Source organism: Streptomyces sp. SID9727, assembly GCF_010550605.1.
GTDB lineage: Bacteria > Actinomycetota > Actinomycetes > Streptomycetales > Streptomycetaceae > Streptomyces.
Genome location: NZ_JAAGNI010000443.1, coordinates 1 through 14,904, shown reverse-complemented (window position 1 = coordinate 14,904; position 14,904 = coordinate 1). Strand labels below are relative to the sequence as shown.

Annotated in this window: 14 protein-coding genes and 1 pseudogene; 3 read left to right on the top strand and 12 right to left on the bottom strand. The window is 71.7% G+C overall.

Translation table 11 applies throughout. The features are described 5' to 3' along the window. Positions 1-319 precede the first annotated feature (319 nt). On the top strand, positions 320-1,180 hold the full coding sequence (locus tag G3I41_RS30960) for a 3-hydroxybutyryl-CoA dehydrogenase (protein WP_164403852.1): 861 nt from the start codon (positions 320-322) through the stop codon (positions 1,178-1,180). Between the two features lie 100 nt (positions 1,181-1,280). Here G3I41_RS30960 and G3I41_RS30955 read toward each other — a convergent pair whose 3' ends face one another. After that, the gene (locus tag G3I41_RS30955) at positions 1,281-2,480 is read right to left on the bottom strand and encodes a hypothetical protein (RefSeq protein WP_164403851.1); all 1,200 of its coding nucleotides are present in this window, start codon (positions 2,478-2,480) and stop codon (positions 1,281-1,283) included. A 199-nt stretch (positions 2,481-2,679) separates the two neighbouring features. Between G3I41_RS30955 and G3I41_RS30950 the strand changes: the two genes are divergently transcribed. After that, a complete protein-coding gene (locus G3I41_RS30950; protein ID WP_164403850.1) occupies positions 2,680-3,300 on the top strand; it encodes a L,D-transpeptidase in 621 nt (206 codons plus the stop codon). 101 nt (positions 3,301-3,401) lie between these two features. Here G3I41_RS30950 and G3I41_RS30945 read toward each other — a convergent pair whose 3' ends face one another. From G3I41_RS30945 to infC, 9 genes are all read right to left on the bottom strand, one after another. Then, complete coding sequence (locus tag G3I41_RS30945; protein ID WP_164403849.1) at positions 3,402-3,932, bottom strand: NUDIX domain-containing protein; 531 nt, start codon at positions 3,930-3,932, stop codon at positions 3,402-3,404. A gap of 50 nt (positions 3,933-3,982) precedes the next feature. Next, positions 3,983-5,335, bottom strand: coding sequence for a transcriptional regulator (locus tag G3I41_RS30940; protein WP_164403848.1), 1,353 nt, complete (start codon positions 5,333-5,335; stop codon positions 3,983-3,985). Between the two features lie 314 nt (positions 5,336-5,649). Continuing rightward, a complete protein-coding gene (gene pheT, locus G3I41_RS30935) occupies positions 5,650-8,160 on the bottom strand; it encodes a phenylalanine--tRNA ligase subunit beta (RefSeq protein WP_164403847.1) in 2,511 nt (836 codons plus the stop codon). Beyond that, positions 8,160-9,287 (bottom strand): phenylalanine--tRNA ligase subunit alpha, encoded by a 1,128-nt coding sequence (pheS, locus tag G3I41_RS30930; RefSeq protein WP_164403846.1) that lies wholly within the window; start codon positions 9,285-9,287, stop codon positions 8,160-8,162. The genes pheT and pheS overlap by 1 nt, the downstream gene beginning before the upstream one ends. Before the next feature lie 155 nt (positions 9,288-9,442). Then, positions 9,443-10,582, bottom strand: a complete 1,140-nt coding sequence (locus G3I41_RS30925) for a PAS domain-containing sensor histidine kinase (RefSeq protein ID WP_164403845.1) — start codon at positions 10,580-10,582, stop codon at positions 9,443-9,445. 121 nt (positions 10,583-10,703) lie between these two features. After that, positions 10,704-11,546 (bottom strand): RNA methyltransferase, encoded by an 843-nt coding sequence (locus tag G3I41_RS30920; protein ID WP_164403844.1) that lies wholly within the window; start codon positions 11,544-11,546, stop codon positions 10,704-10,706. 114 nt (positions 11,547-11,660) lie between these two features. Then, positions 11,661-12,044, bottom strand: coding sequence for a 50S ribosomal protein L20 (rplT, locus tag G3I41_RS30915; RefSeq protein WP_018103794.1), 384 nt, complete (start codon positions 12,042-12,044; stop codon positions 11,661-11,663). Positions 12,045-12,151: 107 nt separating this feature from the next. Continuing rightward, complete coding sequence (gene rpmI, locus G3I41_RS30910; protein WP_018103793.1) at positions 12,152-12,346, bottom strand: 50S ribosomal protein L35; 195 nt, start codon at positions 12,344-12,346, stop codon at positions 12,152-12,154. A gap of 120 nt (positions 12,347-12,466) precedes the next feature. Next, entirely contained in the window at positions 12,467-13,180 is a 714-nt protein-coding gene (gene infC, locus G3I41_RS30905; RefSeq protein ID WP_164403843.1) for a translation initiation factor IF-3, read from the bottom strand. Between the two features lie 341 nt (positions 13,181-13,521). Between infC and G3I41_RS30900 the strand changes: the two genes are divergently transcribed. Next, positions 13,522-13,884: a DUF1844 domain-containing protein gene (locus G3I41_RS30900; protein WP_073967877.1), complete on the top strand. Its 363-nt coding sequence runs from the start codon at positions 13,522-13,524 to the stop codon at positions 13,882-13,884. A gap of 88 nt (positions 13,885-13,972) precedes the next feature. Here the strand turns inward: G3I41_RS30900 and G3I41_RS30895 are convergent, their stop codons facing one another. Continuing rightward, a complete protein-coding gene (locus tag G3I41_RS30895; RefSeq protein ID WP_164403842.1) occupies positions 13,973-14,680 on the bottom strand; it encodes an MIP family channel protein in 708 nt (235 codons plus the stop codon). 83 nt (positions 14,681-14,763) lie between these two features. Beyond that, positions 14,764-14,904: pseudogene (locus G3I41_RS37220) on the bottom strand (SseB family protein); the annotation flags it as partial.

Sequence of the window (14,904 nt, the reverse complement as noted above, 5' to 3'; positions counted from 1 at the left end):
CGCCCGCCCGGGCCGGGCGACCGCGTCACCGGCCACCGCCGCCGCTCCCGCCGCCCCGGCGACCGCCCCGGCCGCACCCGTCACGAACCCTCTCCGGGCCATTCCTCGCATCGCGTCGCACCCGCTCTCTCTCCGTACACGTCCGAGCCCCGCCGTATCCTCGCAATCCGGGCACAGGGGGTGTCCAGAGCCGAGCATGCACGCCCCGGCCTGCTCTCCCCGGTAAGGCGCGGAGTAACGTCGGGGAGTCGTGGTGGAGCCCGGAACCAGACGGAAGCCGCCGAACGGGAACAGCGAAAGGCACGAGGTGACGGACTCTATGGCCGACATTGCACGCGTCGGAGTGGTGGGCTGCGGCCAGATGGGCGCGGGCATCGCGGAGGTGTGCGCGCGCAGCGGCCTCGACGTCAAGGTGGCCGAGACGACCGGCGAGGCGCTGGAGATCGGCCGGACCCGGCTCCACAACTCCCTGTCGAAGGCCGCCGAGCGCGGCAAGATCACGGCGGAGGAGCGCGACAAGACCCTGGCCCGGCTCAGCTTCACCACGGACCTCGGCGAGTTCGCCGACCGCGACCTCGTCATCGAGGCCGTCGTGGAGAACGAGCAGGTCAAGACCGAGATCTTCCAGGTGCTCGACCAGGTGGTGACCCGCCCGGACGCGATCCTGGCCTCCAACACCTCCTCGATCCCGCTGGTGAAGCTGGCCGTCGCGACCTCCCGCCCGGACCAGGTCATCGGCATCCACTTCTTCAACCCCGCGCCGGTGCAGCGGCTCGTGGAGCTGATCCCCGCGCTGACCACCTCGGACGAGACGATCAAGCGCTCGGAGGCCGTGGTCCAGGACATACTGGGCAAGCACCCGATCCGCGCCCAGGACCGCTCCGGCTTCGTCGTCAACGCGCTGCTGATCCCGTACCTCCTCTCCGCGATCCGGATGTTCGAGTCGGGCATCGCCAGCCGCGAGGACATCGACAACGGCATGGAGATGGGCTGCGCCCACCCGATGGGCCCGCTCAAGCTCGCGGACCTCATCGGCCTGGACACCGTCGCCTCGGTCGCCGACTCCATGTACGCCGAGTACAAGGAGCCCCTGTACGCCGCTCCCCCGCTGCTCCAGCGCATGGTGGACGCGGGCCGGCTGGGCCGGAAGTCGGGGTCGGGGTTCTACCCGTACGGCTGACGGCCCGTCGGCGGGCCCGGCGCTCAGGCCGCCGGGCCCGGCGGGGTGCGGCCCCGTGCCGTCCCGGAGCGGCGGGGCCGACGCGTGCGCCGGGCCGCTTCTAGGAGGGGCCGGCCCACACTGGATTGCCGGCTCGCTGGACGTGCAGGGTCGGCGAGTGCTCCCGGTACGCCCACTGTGTCGCGTCGTGCGGTTCCACCCAGGCCCTGGCCTGGAATGCCTGAAGGGGCGTCAGCGCCGCGGTACACGCGTCAGCCGGACTGATCCGAGTGGCCCCGGCAGGGATGGTGGCGGTCACCGAGGTTCCCCAGGGAGCGGGGCAGGTCTGCTCCACGGTGGCCTGGACGTAGGCGAGTTTCGCCTTCACTGTCATCGGCGTGCCCGAGGTGTTGGTGAACTGCACGAGGAAGGCCATCGTCTGCTCGTCGATGACGACCAGGCATGGCTTCCACACCACTGTCCCCGCGCTCCGTCCTCTTCCGCATCGGTGGTTCCCGTGCAGGCTGTTCGAGACGGCGGAGGTGTCGGCGTGGGGGCCGGCGGCTTCCACGGCATGCGCGCCCGGTGACGCCGAACTGCGCGAGCCGCTGCCGTCCGGGGCCGGCGTGTCGCCGCCCGGCCACGCCCACAGGCCGATCGACACGGCCGCCACGGCGGCGAGTGCTCCTGCCCCGATCCACGTCTTCCTCGCCGGGCGCGATGTGCGATCGGTGCGTCCCGTCGCCACGGTCACGCCGGTTTTCGGCTCGGTAACCACCGTCGGCTCCACGTTCACCCGTAGTGCGACAGGTTCCGTGGGCCTTGGTGCGACGACTTCACTGGATACAGCGGCTACGGGAAGCCCGGTGGGTTCTCCGGAGCTGATCCGCCCAGGGGAATACAGACACTCACCCTCTCCCACCCGGCGGCGCCACCCGCGTCCGGCTGTCTTCTGAAGCCCGTCTGCCAGATCGGCGATCTCCCGGCCGATCATCGGTAACCGCTTCGCGTTGCCGGGTGCGTACGGCTTCAGCGCTCGCGCGACGGCCGCACTGTCCTCCATGCTGGGCAACCGATTGTGTTTGGTGCCGGGAAGAAGTTGCCCGCGGCCGCGCAGCCAATACGACAGCATGGGCCCGTCAATCGGCGCACGCGATGTCCACTCCGGCGAAGCCCGCTCCTGCTCCAGTGCCCTGACCAATGCTTTCCGTGCCGGTTCGGCCTTGGAGACCGGCTCCCGCACGCACGCCGCCCATGCGTCCAATGCCTGTACGAGACCGCGCGCGAGGTCCGCGAACTCGTCCCCTGATTCGTCGGTCATCGGCTCCCTTCCGACGGACTCTCCGTTGCACTGCAACGAAGAAACAGCAGGTTACGGAGGTGCGAGTTGCGCTGCAAATTACTGATTCTCTTGCACTGGTGTTCTCCCGATCCCGCTACGGCACAGTCGATTCCGGCGGCCCGGAACGTCCGGCCGCTGCCCCCGATGTGGGCCAGAAGCAATAAGGAGAGCCGGCACGATGAACCATTCCAAGAGTTTTATCGCGGCGACGGCGGCCACGGCCGTACTCGCGGCTGGAGCTGTCACCGCGATGGCCGCGCCGGCAACGGGGGTCCCGTCGGCTCAGCACTCCGCCGCCGCGGCATCCCGCGTGGCCCTCGTATTCGTGAAGAACGCCAAGGACCCGTCCAACTCAGCATTGCAACTCTGGAACGGGAGGCAGCGCATCGCCACGTACCGGGCCGGCTCCGGGCTGGGAACGGCTGCCAATTACCATACGAAGAAAGGAAAGAGCTACCGGGACGACTGCACGAGCAGTGCCGGGTGGCTTCCCAACGGAACGTACAAGCCGAATTCCTTCGAGACCGGCCGGAACAGCGCGATCAAGGGCTACGCCATTGGCCTGCCGGACACGAAGTGCCACACCGGCAAGGTCAAGCGCACCGCGCTTTTCATCCACAGCGAGATGACGAAGGACAGGAAGCAGGGTCCGCGCGACGGCACCGACAGTCCGCAGCGCTGGGAGGGCGTGCGGGACTACCAGTCCTATGGCTGCATCAAGCTCCACCCCAGCCACATCGCCCAGCTCTTCAGCTACATGAACAAGCACGGGCGTGCCGTCCTGCTCACCGTGCGCTGACCGGCCGGTGGTCCCGGCCCTCGAACGCCTCGTTCCGGCGTCTGCGCGAGAGCGCGACGCCGGAACGAGGCGGTACCGTCTCCGCGCGGACGGGACACCGCTCAGCCCAGTCGTAAGTGGTGCAGCATCAGCAGGGCGGCCGCCATGCCGGCCGCCGGGATCTCGCCGCCGGCCATCAGGTCCGGTACCAGCTTCAAAGGGACCCACTCGCGGCGCGAGGATTCGAAGGCGTCCTGCGGCTCGCCCGTCCAGTCGGCTTCCTCGGCCCAGTAGAAGTGGTGCCGGGCGTCGGTGAGGCCATTGGAGGGCTCCGCGGTCAGCAGGGGGTGGAGCGGGCCGGGGCGCCAGCCGGTCTCCTCCTCCATCTCGCGGGCGGCCGCCTCCGGCGGGGATTCGCCGTCCTCCACCACGCCCGCCGCCAGCTCCCAGCCCCAGCTGTCGGTGATGAAGCGGTGCCGCCACAGCAGCAGCACCTCGTTCGCCGCGTTGACGACGGTGGCCGCGGCCACGGGGCGCAAACGGATCACGAAGTGGTCGAGCCGGCCGCCGTCGGGGAGCTCCACATCGGCCAGGTTGACCCGGAACCACGGATTCTCGTACACGGGTTGTTCGTTCAGGTTCGTCCACTGCACGGTTCTGCCACCTTTCGATCGTTGGTGGCGGTATCGCAGCAGACTTCGGCTCAGAGCGGTACGCGCAGCGCCCCGTCCACGCGTTCGGCGGCCCGTTCCGCGTCGGCGCTCCCGCTGGCGGCCAGCTCCGCCCGGACCGCCCGCAGCCGGTCGCGCAGCCGCTGCGACTCCATGCCCCGGGCCCGGTCCGCCATCTCGACCGCCGTGGCCGCCGCCCGGTCCGCCTCGCCCCGGCGCAGCTCGACCGTGGTGAGCATGGCGAGGCGGTGGACCCGGCCCCGGTCGTGCGCGGGGGTACGGACGGCCGCCACCGCGTGCTCCCGGGCCGCCGGCAGGTCCCCGAGGCTCAGCAGCGCCTCCGCCACCTGTACGTCGACCAGGCCCGGCTGCACGTAGCCCGTCTCGTCCGGTTCCCGGCCCGGCCTGATGCGGGCGGCCTCGGACTCGGCGCGGCCGATGCACGCCAGCGCGCTGCCCCGGTCCCCGAGCCGGGCGTACGCCTTGGCCTGCATCGCGTGGAGGTCGGCGGCGAGGGCGGGGGTGATCTCGCGGCCGGCCGCGCGCAGGGCCGCCTCCGCGAAGGCGACGGACTGGCGGAACTCGGCGAGGAACAGCGACTGGTTGACCAGCAGCGCGATCACATAGCCGCCGAGCGCCCGGTCCCCGCTCGCCTTGGCCAGCCGCAGCGCCTGGTGGAAGTAGCGCTGGGCGAGGCCGTGCGCGTCGGAGTCGTAGGCGCAGATGCCCGCGACGGCCACCAACGCGCCTGCGGCACGGTGCAGCTGACGGCCGGTCGCATCGCTGTAGCCGGCGCGCAGCAGCGGGGCCGTGCCGGCGTTGAGGAAGCCGACGACGCGTGCGCGCGTCGCGATCCCGCCCGCCCTGCGGTACATCAGTTCGTAGTGGTCACGGGCGGCCCGCAGGGTTGCCAGGTCGGCCGCGCCGACCCTGGACGGCCCGGCCCGTGACACATCGGCGTCCTCCGGCGGGTTCTCCCACTCCCAGACGGGCATCACCGCGCCGGTCCCGGTGACCGCCGGGGCGGCGACGACGTGCGGGCGCTGCTGGGCGTCGCAGCGCCACACCCCGGTGGCACGTTCCACGAAACCGGTGAACGAGGAGCCCTGGGCGGGCGCCCGGCCTCCGTCGGGGACGGCCATCCCGATGTCGTCCAGGGACACGGCCCTGCGCAGGCGGTTTCCCAGTACCTCGCAGATCAGGTCGGGCACCTGGCCGCGCGGGCGCTGGCCCTTCAGCCAGCGGGCGACGGCGGTGTGTTCGTACCGCAGCCCGAGACCGCGCGCACGGCCGGCCCGGTTCACATGGGCGGCCAGTCCCGCCCGGGAGACACCGGCCTCCTCGATCAGGGCCTCCAGCGCGGTGTTGGGCTCCCTCGGCCCCATGTCCCCCTCCGGTGGTTCGGCACGCCACGACGTGTCGCCCCAGTGGAGCACGATTCACACGGGGTGTGAACGGAATGCCCGAACCGTCCCTCCGCGCACGCTGCCGGAGCGGCCGGTGGCTCGCTTGAATGAATGCCCTCGCAGGGCGCGGACGGGCCGTCTGCTCCCCCTCGTACAGCAGGACGGCCCCCTCCGCGTCGGTCCACCCCGCCGGCCTGCCCGACACTCCGCGGCGGGGGCGGACGGCGAGCACACAGGAGGGGCGTGTCCGGTGGCCGGACACGCCCCTCCTCCTCGTGCTTCGAGCGCGGTGGCTAGGCTCCGCGCAGCACCGCGCCCGTCCGCTCGGCGGCCAGGGCCACCGCCGCGTCACGGGCGGCGCTCGCCTCGTCGACCGTCAGGGTGCGGTCGGCGGCGCGGAAGCGCAGCGCGTACGCCAGGGACTTGCTGCCCTCGCCGATCTGCTCGCCCGTGAAGACGTCGAACAGCCGCAGCGACTCCAGGAGTTCGCCCGCGCCCTCGCGGAGCGCGCGCTCCACGTCGGCGGCGGGCACGTCCTGGCCGACGACCAGCGCGACGTCCTGGGTCGCCACCGGGAAGGTGGAGATCCGCGGGGCCCGCAGGACGCCGTCGACAGCCTGCTCCAGGACGTCGAGGTCGACCTCCATGGCGCAGGTGCGCTCGGGCAGGTGGAGCTCCTTGATGACGCGCGGGTGCAGCTCACCCGCGTGCCCGAACAGGGTCTCCTCGCCGGCCACGGTCACGTACAGCGCGGCGCAGCGGCCCGGGTGCCAGGGGGCGTGCCGGTCGGCGCGGACGGTGACCTCGACCCCGGCCTCGCGGGCGATGGCACGCGCCGCCTCGATGGAGTCCGCCCAGTCGGCCGGGCGGCCCTTGCCCCACCAGCCGGCCTGCTCGCGGGCGCCCGCGAGGACGACGGCGGCGCGGCGCGGCTGACGCGGGAGCGCGGCGTCGAGCGAGGCGATGTCCTGCTCCGAGGGGCGCCGGTCGACGGGCAGCCGGACGGGCTTGGTCTCGTCGCCCGTCGGCCTGAAGACGAGGCCGGTCTCGAAGAGCGCGAGGTCGTGGCTGCCGCGGCCGTCGTTGCGCCGCAGCGCGCCGAGGAGGCCCGGCAGCAGCGTGGTGCGCAGCGAGGGCTCCTCGTCGGAGAGCGGGTTGACGAGCTTCACCGTGCGGCGGCGGGCGTCGTCCGCCTCCAGGCCGAGCTGGTCGAGGACCGCCTCGCCGATGAACGGGTAGTTCAGCGCCTCGACGTAACCGGCACCTGCGAGCGCGCGGCCGACGCGGCGGTGCAGGCGCTGGCGGTCGGTGAGGCCGCGGCCGGAGGGCGGGGTCGGCAGCGTGGAGGGCAGGTTCTCGTAGCCCTCCAGGCGGATGACCTCTTCGGCCAGGTCGTTCGGCTCGGTGAGGTCGGGGCGCCAGGACGGCGTGGTGACCAGGAGCTCGTCCTGCCCGTAGACGTCGCAGCCGACCTCCTGGAGGCGGCGTACGACGATCTCGCGGCCGTAGGCGACGCCGGCGACCTTGTCGGGGTGGTCGGCCGGCATGGTGATGGTGCGGGGCGCGGACGGGGCGCTGACCTCGGTGACGCCTGCCTCGGCGGTGCCGCCGGCCAGGAGGACCAGCAGGTCGACGGTGCGCTGCGCGGCAGCGGCGGCGGCCTGCGGGTCGACGCCGCGCTCGAAGCGCTTGGACGCCTCGGAGGGCAGCTTGTGGCGGCGCGCGGTGCGGGCGATCGAGATCGCGTCGAAGTGCGCGGCCTCGATGACGACCTCGGCGGTGTGCGCGCCCTCGGCGGCGTCGGCGATCTCCGTGTCGGCGCCGCCCATGACGCCCGCGAGGCCGATGGGGCCGCGGTTGTCGGTGATGACGAGGTCGCCGGAGTCCAGGACGCGGACCGCGCCGTCGAGCGTGGTGAGCTTCTCGCCCTGCTCGGCACGGCGGACCCCGATCGGGCCGTCGATGCGGGTCCGGTCGTAGGCGTGCAGCGGCTGGCCGAGTTCGAGCATCACGTAGTTGGTGACGTCGACGGCGAGCGAGATCGGCCGCATGCCCGCCTTCTGCAGCCGGCGCTGCATCCAGATCGGGGTGCGGGCCTCGGGCTGGAGTCCGGTGACGGTGCGCGCGGTGAAGCGGGAGCAGCCGATCGGGTCGGAGACCTTGACCGGGTAGCCGTACGCGTTGGGCGCGGGCACGTCGAGGAGCGCCGGGTCGCGCAGCGGAAGGCCGTAGGCGATGGCGGTCTCGCGGGCGACGCCGCGCAGGGACAGGCAGTAGCCGCGGTCGGGCGTGACGGCGATGTCCAGGACCTCGTCGCGGAGCTCCAGGAGCTCGATCGCGTCGGTGCCCACCTCGTACTCGGGCGGCAGCACGATGATGCCGTGGGTGCCGTCGTCGCCCATGCCGAGCTCGTCGGCGGAGCAGATCATGCCGTGCGAGGTCTTGCCGTACGTCTTGCGGGCGGCGATCGCGAAGTCGCCGGGGAGCACGGCGCCGGGCAGGACCACGACGACCTTGTCGCCGACGGCGAAGTTGCGGGCGCCGCAGACGATCTCCTGCGGCTCACCGGTGCCGTTGGCGGTGCCGACGTCGACCGTGCAGAAGCGGATGGGCTTCTTGAAGCCCTCCAGCTCCTCGATGGTCAGCACCTGTCCGACGACCAGCGGGCCGGTGAGGCCGGCGCCGGTCTGCTCGACCGTCTCGACCTCCAGGCCGACGGCGACCAGCTTGGCCTGCACGTCACGGCCGGTCTCGGTGGCCGGCAGGTCGACGTATTCCCGCAGCCAGGAAAGCGGGACGCGCATCAGATCTCCATCCCGAAGGGCCGGGTGAACCGGACGTCACCTTCGACCATGTCTCGCATGTCTTCGACGTTGTGGCGGAACATCAGCATCCGTTCGATGCCGAACCCGAAGGCGAATCCGCTGTACTTCCGGGGGTCGACGCCGCAGGCGGTGAGCACCTTGGGGTTGACCATGCCGCAGCCGCCGAGCTCGATCCAGCCCTCGCTGCCGCAGGTGCGGCAGGGGCGGTCCGGGTTGCCGACGGAGGCGCCGCGGCAGACGTAGCAGACCATGTCCATCTCGGCGGACGGCTCGGTGAACGGGAAGAAGTTCGGCCGCAGCCGGGTCTTCATGTCCGGGCCGAAGAGCGCCTGGACCATGTGGTCGAGGGTGCCCTTCAGGTCGGCCATGGTCAGGCCCTCGTCCACGGCGAGCAGCTCGATCTGGTGGAAGACCGGGGTGTGCGTGGCGTCGAGCTCGTCGGTGCGGTAGACGCGGCCGGGGCAGACGACGTAGACCGGGGGCTCGCGGTCGAGCAGGGTACGGGCCTGGACCGGGGAGGTGTGCGTACGCAGCACGACGCCGGACTCGTCGTTCTTCGCGCCGTCGGGGCCCTGGACGAAGAAGGTGTCCTGCATCTGCCGGGCCGGGTGGTCGGGCACGAAGTTGAGGGCGTCGAAGTTGAACCACTCGGCCTCGGCCTCGGGGCCCTCGGCGATCTCGTAGCCCATGGCGACGAAGACGTCGGCGACGCGCTCCATGAAGGTCGTCAGCGGGTGGCGGGCGCCGGCCGGGGTGCGGTCGTAGGGCAGGGTGACGTCCACCGCCTCCTCGACCAGGACGCGGGCGTCACGCTCCGCCTCCAGCTCCGTCTGGCGGGCCGCGAGGGCGCGGCCCACGGCGGCGCGGGCCTGGCCGACGCGTTTGCCGGCCTCGGCCTTGGCCTGCGGGGGCAGTGCGCCGATCTCGCGGTTGGCGAGCGACAGGGGCGAGGTGCCACCGGTGTGCGCGGTCTTCGCCTGGGCGAGCGCGTCGAGGTCGCCCGCGGCGGCGAAGGCGGCGAGCGCCTCGTCCCGGATGCGCTCGATCTCTTCCGGTTTCAGTGCCTCGACCTCGACTGGGTCGTACGACTTGTTCGGTGCCGACATCTCTTCCCGTACTTCCGATTGGCTGAGTGCTGCGCTTACCGGGGGATACTCCCGGACCCCCGTGACCTCGCTCGAAGACCGGAGGACGCAAAGGTGCCAAGGGTCGAGTCTAAGGGTCGCGGGGCGGGTGGGGCGCCCGTGGGCCGCTCGGGGCCTTAACTCAGGTAGGCCGGCGTGCTCACGGGCAGCATAAATCGGAACTCCGCGCCGCCTCCGGGGCCGCGGCCGACCGTGATGGTGCCGCCGTGGGCCTCGACGATGCCCTTGACGATGTAGAGGCCCAGGCCCGTGCCGCCGCGCTTGCTGCCCCGCCAGAAGCGGGTGAAGACGCGGCTCATCGACTCCTCGGGGATGCCGGGACCTTCGTCGCTCACGGTGACGGCCGCTCCCCTCTCGTCGCTCTTCGCCGGTGCGGGTGCCACGTCGATGGTGACAGTTCCCTCGCCGTGCCGCACCGCGTTTTCCAGCAGGTTGCCGAGCACCTGGTCGACCTTGTCCGGGTCGGCCCACACCGCGGGCAGCGGCTGGCAGGTGCGGACGAGGAAGCGGCCGGGGTCCTGGCCCGCCGCGGTGTGCGCCTGCACGTGGCGTTCGACGGCGGCGGAGAGGTCGACGGGCTGGCGGCGCAGCTCCAGGCGGCCGGAGTCGATCCGGGAGATGTCCAGGAGCTCGGTGATGAGGCGGGTGACCCGGTTGGCGTCCGCGTACACCGTCTCCAGCATCAGGCGCTTCTGGTCGTCGGTGAACCGCTCCCACTTGGCCAGGAGCGTCGCCGTGAAGCCCTTGACCGAGGTCAGCGGCGAGCGCAGTTCGTGGGCGACGGTCGCGATGAGTTCGGCGTCGCTGCGCTCGGTGCGGCGGCGGGCCTCCGTGCCGCGCAGGCTGACCACCAGGCGGCGGACCGGTCCGGTGGGGGTCTCGCGCACATAGCGCGCGGAGACCAGGACCTCGCGCCCGCCGGGCAGCAGGAGGTTGCGCTCGGGCTGGCCGGTCCGGGTGGCGAGGCCGCCGTAGGGGTCGGTCAGCTCCCACCAGCGGCGGCCCTTGAGGTCTTCGAGCGGCAGCACCTGCTCCACCGGGCGGCCGAGGGCGGCCGTCGCGGGCACGGCGGTGATGCGGACGGCGGCGGCGTTGAAGCAGATGATCCGGCCGGTCCCGTCGGCGACGACGAGCCCGTCGGGGAGGTCGTCGGGGTCCAGCCCGAGGGCGCCCGCCACGGCGGGGTCCTGCGGTCCGCCGTCGGCGCGCACGACGGCCGCGTGTGCCGCGCGCGGCCCGCTCATGCCGACAGCCATTCCCGTACCCCACTCTCGAACCGGTGCAGTGGGCCCCCGAGTGCGTCACCCTACTAGGGGTCGGTGACGGAACGACACCCTGTCGGGGCTCTCCGTCGAAGTGAGAGAGCGCGTGGCGGGGTCAGCCGGTGGTGCGGCGGGGGCGCTGGGCGCGCGCGGAGGCGTAGAGGCAGACGGCGGCGGCGGTGGCGAGGTTCAGGCTCTCCGCCTTGCCGTGGATGGGCACCCGCACCACGGCGTCGGCCAGGGCCCGGGTCTCCTCCGGCAGGCCCCACGCCTCGTTGCCGAAGACCCAGGCGGTGGGTCCGCCCATCGTGCCCGCGTCCAGTTCGTCGTCCAGGTCGTCCGAGCCGGCCCCGTCGGCGGCCAGGATGCGGACGCCCGCCCCGCGCAGTCCGCGTACGGCCTCTTCGACCGGTACGCCCACGGCGACCGGCAGGTGGAAGAGCGAACCGACGGAGGCGCGCACCGACTTGGGGTTGTACAGGTCGACGGAGGCGTCGGTCAGGACCACCGCGTCGGCGCCCGCCGCGTCGGCGCAGCGCAGGACCGTGCCGGCGTTGCCGGGGTCGCGGACGTGGGCCAGGACGGCGACCAGCTTGGGCCGGGCCGCGAGGATCGCGTCGAAGGGCGAGTCGAGGAAGCGGCAGACCCCGATGAGGCCCTGCGGGGTCACGGTCTGGGAGACGTCGGCGAGGACGTCCGGACCGGCGAGGTGGACGCGGGCGCCGGCCGCGTGGGCGGCGTCGATGATGGCGGCGTAGCGCTCGGCGGCCTCGACGGTGGCGAAGAGTTCGACCAGGGTCGGTTCGCCGTCGTCGCCCCGGTGTTCGGCGGCCTCGCGCACGGCCTGCGGCCCCTCGGCGATGAACCTGCGCTCCTTGCCGCGGAAGTTGCGCCTGGCCAGCCGCCGGGCAGCGGCGACCCGCGGCGAACGCGGGGAGATCAGTTCGGGGATGCCCATGATCGGCGGCGAGCCTCTCTGCGTTACGAAAAGGTCCTGGTGGTACAACGCACCGGACCCGCAGACGGCGGGCGCCTGCGGGTCCGGCTCAAGAGCCAAGAAGTGCGGCCTGGGTCAGGCGGCCTTCGGGGCGTTGACGTCGCTCGGGAGGGCCTTCTGGGCGACCTCGACGAGGGCGGCGAACGCGTTGGCGTCGTTGACCGCGAGCTCGGCCAGGATCTTGCGGTCCACCTCGATGTTGGCGGCCTTCAGACCCTGGATGAGGCGGTTGTACGTCATGCCGTTCTGGCGGGCAGCCGCGTTGATGCGCTGGATCCAGAGCTGGCGGAAGTCGCCCTTGCGCTTCTTGCGGTCGTTGTAGTTGTAGACCAGGGAGTGGGTGACCTGCTCCTTGGCCTTGCGGTACAGGCGCGAACGCTGACCGCGGTAACCGCTGGCCTGCTCGAGGATCGCCCGGCGCTTCTTGTGGGCGTTGACTGCCCGCTTGACGCGTGCCACTTGTTAACTCCTTGTAGCGGGGCCGTGGTCGTACTCACACGGCCCGGAAACGATTGGGTCCCGGTCGGATCGAGGGCGCGTCCCCGGGCTCACCGGGGACGACGGCCTCACTTGCCGAGAAGCTTCTTGACCTTCTTGGCGTCGGCCGGAGCCGCGACGACCGTGCCGGTCAGCGAACGCGTCTTCTTGGACGACTTGTGCTCGAGCAGGTGGCGCTTGCCGGCCCTCTCGCGGAGCACCTTGCCGGAGCCGGTGATCTTGAAGCGCTTGCTGGCACCGCTGTGCGTCTTGTTCTTCGGCATCGCGCCGTTCTCTCCTCGTCAGTGGCGCCCCTCTCGGTGCGGGCACCGGACTGCAGGGGCGTCAGATCTTGATGGCGGTTCCGGGGGGACCCGGGGGTGCCTGGGTGGCACCCCCCGCGGTCACGCCTCGGAAGGTGTCTCGGCCTCGGCCTCGGGCGCCGCCTCGGCCGGAGCCTCGGGGGCCTTGTCCGCGGGCGCGGCGTCGGGGGTGTTGTTCCCCTGGCGCTCCGCCTTGCGGGCGGCCTGGGCCTCGCGGGCCTCGGCCATGGCTTCGGTCTTCTTCTTGTGCGGGCCCAGAACCATGATCATGTTCCGGCCGTCCTGCTTCGGGTTGGACTCGATGAAGCCGAGTTCCTCCACGTCCGAAGCGAGACGCTGGAGCAGTCGGAAGCCCAGCTCGGGGCGGGACTGCTCACGACCGCGGAACATGATCGTGATCTTGACCTTGTCGCCCTGCTTGAGGAACCGGACGACGTGACCCTTCTTGGTGTCATAGTCGTGCGGGTCGATCTTCGGCCGGAGCTTCATCTCCTTGATGACCGTGTGCGCCTGGTTCTTGCGCGCTTCACGGGCCTTCATGGCCGACTCGTACTTGAACTTCCCGTAGTCCATGAGCTTGCACACGGGCGGACGGGCGGTTGCCGCCACCTCGACCAGGTCGAGGTCGTACTCCTGTGCGAGTTCCAGGGCCTTGGCAAGCGGCACAATCCCGACCTGCTCGCCGCTGGGACCGACAAGTCGCACCTCGGGCACGCGAATCCGGTCGTTGATGCGGGGCTCGGCGCTGATGGATCCTCCTCGGTAGCACCACGCGACCGCCTGGCGGACAGCCACGTAACGTCTGTTTCAGACAGACCAACCGCATCGGAGCAAGAAAAATGCCCCGGACGGGACACAGGCGGGGCTCCTGGAAAACCGGAACACCGCCACGGTGAACCGCGGGGCGCATCGGGCGGTTCCATCGTCCGTACGGAACGATGGGGACCGCCTGACCGGTGACCCGCCGCCCTGAGGGCGGCCAGGTGGGAGAACGGAGCCTCCACTTGTGGGCCGGGCACATAGCTGTCCGGCCGGTCGTTACACAAGGTTAGCAGTTCGGCCGAGCGTGCACCAACCGGCCGTCTCACCGACTCCCCCAGACGGAGGGCCGCCGCCGTGGGCCTATCGTAAGGCGCATGAGTGACGCGACCCCCAGCAGTGATTCCCCCGGCTTCGACGAGATGGCCCGCGACATCGCGGAGGTGCCCGCCGTCGAGGTGATCGTGACGGTCGCCGTCAACCTGATGAGCGCCGCCGCCGTGAAGCTCGGGCTGACCGAGGACGGCGACGCGCACAAGGACCTGGACGAGGCCCGCAAGCTGGTGCACGCGCTGGCCGGCCTGCTGGACGCCAGCACCACCGAGATCAGCTCCTTCCACGCCGCCCCGCTGCGCGACGGTCTGAAGTCCCTCCAGCTGGCCTTCCGCGAGGCGTCGCTCGTTCCGGACGAGCCGGGTCAGGGGCCGGGCGAGAAGTACACCGGCCCGGTCTTCGGCTGAGCGTCCGCGTCTCCCTGTTCCTTCCGTACGTGAGTGAGCCCCCTGCCCGTCCTTCCGGCAGGGGGCTCACTCACGTACGCGACGCGGGTCAGACCTCCGCGGCCGCCTCCCCGCCGCGCAGGGAGGGGTGCGTCAGCCGGTGGGCGAGCGCCGCGAGGATGCCGCCGGCCAGCGGGGCCACGATGAACAGCCACAGCTGGGAGAGGGCCGCGCCGCCCGCGAACAGGGCGGGACCGAGGCTCCGGGCCGGGTTGACCGAGGTGCCGGTGAGCGGGATGCCGACCAGGTGGATCACGGCGAGGGAGATGCCGATGGGCAGCCCGTCGAAGCCGACGACCGCCACCTTGTGCGTCACCGCGAGGACCACGAAGACCAGCAGGAAGGTGAGCACCACCTCGGCCAGGAAGGCGCCCCCGACGTTGACGTGCACGTCGGAGCGGTCACCGTAGCCGTTGCTCCCGAAGTCTCCGCTCGTCTTCAGCCCGGGCACCTGCTTGGCCAGCAGGAACAGCAGAGCCGCGCCGGCGATGCCGCCGAGGAACTGCGCGATCCAGTACGTCACCGCCGTGCGCACGTCGATCCGCCGGGCGGTCAGCATGCCGAGCGTGACCGCCGGGTTGATGTGGCAGCCGGAGATCGGACCGAGGGCGTAGGCGAGGGCCAGGAGCACGAAACCGAAGGAGAGGGCGATGCCCACGACCCCGATGAACTCGGTGCACAGCACCGCCGACCCGACGCCGAAGAAGACCAGCAGCAGGGTGCCGAGGAACTCCGACACGGCTGTCCGCGTCTGCATACAACCACCTCGCGAAGATCGTCTCGTTTCTTCGCAATTCTCCGGCCGTGTGCGACGTCGCGCGCGCTGAACCGTACGGCTGATCAGCGCGTGAACAAGGGCTCACCCGGTGTGTGCGCCCCGGCCGGGAGCAGCGCGAGGTCGAGGCCCCGGACCAGCCGGGCGCGCAGCACCTCGTCGGCCGCCAGCGCGCGGGCGACGCGGCCCGCCGCCTGGGCCGGGTC

Excerpts from the sequence above, each read along its gene's own strand:
- G3I41_RS30960 (WP_164403852.1), top strand. The coding sequence starts at position 320 with ATGGCCGACATTGCACGCGTCGGAGTGGTGGGCTGCGGCCAGATGGGC.
- G3I41_RS30955 (WP_164403851.1), bottom strand. The coding sequence starts at position 2,480 with ATGACCGACGAATCAGGGGACGAGTTCGCGGACCTCGCGCGCGGTCTC.
- G3I41_RS30950 (WP_164403850.1), top strand. The coding sequence starts at position 2,680 with ATGAACCATTCCAAGAGTTTTATCGCGGCGACGGCGGCCACGGCCGTA.
- G3I41_RS30940 (WP_164403848.1), bottom strand. The coding sequence starts at position 5,335 with ATGGGGCCGAGGGAGCCCAACACCGCGCTGGAGGCCCTGATCGAGGAG.
- pheT (WP_164403847.1), bottom strand. The coding sequence starts at position 8,160 with ATGCGCGTCCCGCTTTCCTGGCTGCGGGAATACGTCGACCTGCCGGCC.
- pheS (WP_164403846.1), bottom strand. The coding sequence starts at position 9,287 with ATGTCGGCACCGAACAAGTCGTACGACCCAGTCGAGGTCGAGGCACTG.
- G3I41_RS30925 (WP_164403845.1), bottom strand. The coding sequence starts at position 10,582 with ATGGCTGTCGGCATGAGCGGGCCGCGCGCGGCACACGCGGCCGTCGTG.
- G3I41_RS30920 (WP_164403844.1), bottom strand. The coding sequence starts at position 11,546 with ATGGGCATCCCCGAACTGATCTCCCCGCGTTCGCCGCGGGTCGCCGCT.
- rpmI (WP_018103793.1), bottom strand. The coding sequence starts at position 12,346 with ATGCCGAAGAACAAGACGCACAGCGGTGCCAGCAAGCGCTTCAAGATC.
- G3I41_RS30900 (WP_073967877.1), top strand. The coding sequence starts at position 13,522 with ATGAGTGACGCGACCCCCAGCAGTGATTCCCCCGGCTTCGACGAGATG.
- G3I41_RS30895 (WP_164403842.1), bottom strand. The coding sequence starts at position 14,680 with ATGCAGACGCGGACAGCCGTGTCGGAGTTCCTCGGCACCCTGCTGCTG.